We start from the raw sequence: 1,749 nt of genomic DNA on the forward strand, positions 1-1,749 counted from the left end.
GGCTGGCCGGTACGCGTGCTCCGCCCGCTGCGCGCGCTGCCCCGGCCGGACTCGGTGGCGCTGGACAGCGCCGGCCGGGCGGCCGCGGCAGACGTGGCGTTCCGGCTGCGCCGGGCCGGCGGGGCGGACGGGTCCGTGGTGCTGCTCGACGACATCGTCACCACCGGGGCCACCCTGGCGGCGGTGAGTCGTGTTCTGCGCGACGCGGGAATGACGCCAAAGGTCGCGGCCGTGCTCGCCGCAACGCAAAAACGGCACCATCAGTGACGCTTCGTGTTCCCGTTTCACCCCATGGTGTATGAGCTGTTAAATTTCGCGGCCTCTCCCGACAACTGGGGGTGACTGGTGGCCGAACAGGAGTTAGCGTTTTCGTGTCGGGGGTAGGAGGTTTCCCAACCTTCCCCCGGCACTGGAAGGAGGCGTAGCCGTACACCACCGGTCGACGCCGAACGGGGTTCTCCCTGGGTGGGTCGACCGGAAGATCCGGACCGAACGACCGTCCGAACAAGGGAGGTCACGTGGACATCGTGGTCAAGGGCCGTAACGTTGAAGTGCCGGACCATTACCGGGTGCACGTAGCTGAGAAGCTCGCAAAGATCGAACGCTACGACCACAAGCTCATTCGCGTGGACGTCGAGTTGTTCCACGAGCGCAATCCGCGCCAGGCCGATCACTGCCAGCGGGTGGAAATCACCTGCGTGACGCGCGGTCCGGTGATCCGGGCCGAGGCCTGCACGAACGATTTCTACAGCGCGCTGGACGCCGCCATCGCCAAGCTGGACACCCGCTTCCGCCGGGCGGCCGACCGCCGCCGGGTGCACCGCGGCCGGCACGCGCCGCTCTCCGTCGCCGCCGCCACCGCCGACCTGCCGGTGGCCGACCTCGACGGGCCCGGCCTGGCGACCCTCAACGGGCACGGGACGGCCACCGCCGTCGCGGAACGGCCCGACGAGGGCGGCCACGAGGAGTACGACGACCAGCCGTGGCACATCGCGCGGGCGAAGGTGCACCCCGCCGAGCCGATGACGGTCGACGACGCGCTGTTCCAGATGGAACTGGTCGGCCACGACTTCTACCTGTTCCAGGACAAGGAGTCGGGCCGCCCGAGCGTGGTCTACCGCCGGCACGCCTACGACTACGGGATCATCTCGCTCGACACCTGACCCCTGACCACCCCGCGGGACACAACCGCCGGAAGCCGTGGTGGGCGACCACCACGGCTTCCGCCGTCAGTTGGTGCGGTCGGTCGACAGCAGGCCGAAGATCAGCGAGTCGGCCCGGGTCCCGTCCGGGCCGGGGAGCCGGCCGCGCAGCAGCCCCTCCCGCTGGAAGCCGGTCTTCGTCAGCACCCGCTGCGAGGCGACGTTCTCGGGCCGGGTGCCGGCCCAGAGCCGGGCCAGCCCGACGTCGAACGCCCACCCCGCGACGAGCCCCACCGCCCGGGTGGCCAGCCCTCGGCCGCGCGCCTCGGGCAGCAGGCTGTAGCCGAGCATGGCCTGGCCGGTGGCGGGCTCGTCGTAGACCAGGGCGCAGCCGCCGGCCACCGCGCCGGTCGCCGCGTCGAGGATCGCGAGGTCGGCCGAGCGGCCGGCCAGCCAGTGGCTCTCCGCCAGCCGGCAGCGCCGCTCGATCGACGCCCGGTCCGGCGCCACCGGCGGGACCCGGTTCGCCACCACTTCGGGCCGGCCGTGCAGCCGGTACATCGCGTCGGCGTCGACCGGCCCGAGCCGGCGCAGCGCCACCACGCCG

Annotated in this window: 3 protein-coding genes; 2 read left to right on the top strand and 1 reads right to left on the bottom strand. The window is 72.1% G+C overall.

The window, feature by feature from the left end; genetic code table 11:
* Both B0E53_RS36250 and raiA read left to right on the top strand, forming a co-directional pair.
* Nucleotides 1-267: phosphoribosyltransferase family protein (locus tag B0E53_RS36250; protein WP_281492941.1), on the top strand; the 267-nt coding region annotated here is incomplete at its 5' end.
* Nucleotides 268-518: 251 nt separating this feature from the next.
* A complete protein-coding gene (gene raiA / locus B0E53_RS36255) occupies nucleotides 519-1,163 on the top strand; it encodes a ribosome-associated translation inhibitor RaiA (protein WP_107079895.1) in 645 nt (214 codons plus the stop codon).
* Between the two features lie 66 nt (nucleotides 1,164-1,229).
* Here raiA and B0E53_RS36260 read toward each other — a convergent pair.
* Nucleotides 1,230-1,749 (bottom strand): GNAT family N-acetyltransferase (locus B0E53_RS36260; RefSeq protein WP_146167965.1); only part of this gene is annotated, 520 nt, incomplete at its 5' end.

Origin of the sequence: Micromonospora sp. MH33, assembly GCF_003013775.1 — a bacterium.
GTDB lineage: Bacteria > Actinomycetota > Actinomycetes > Mycobacteriales > Micromonosporaceae > Micromonospora > Micromonospora fulviviridis.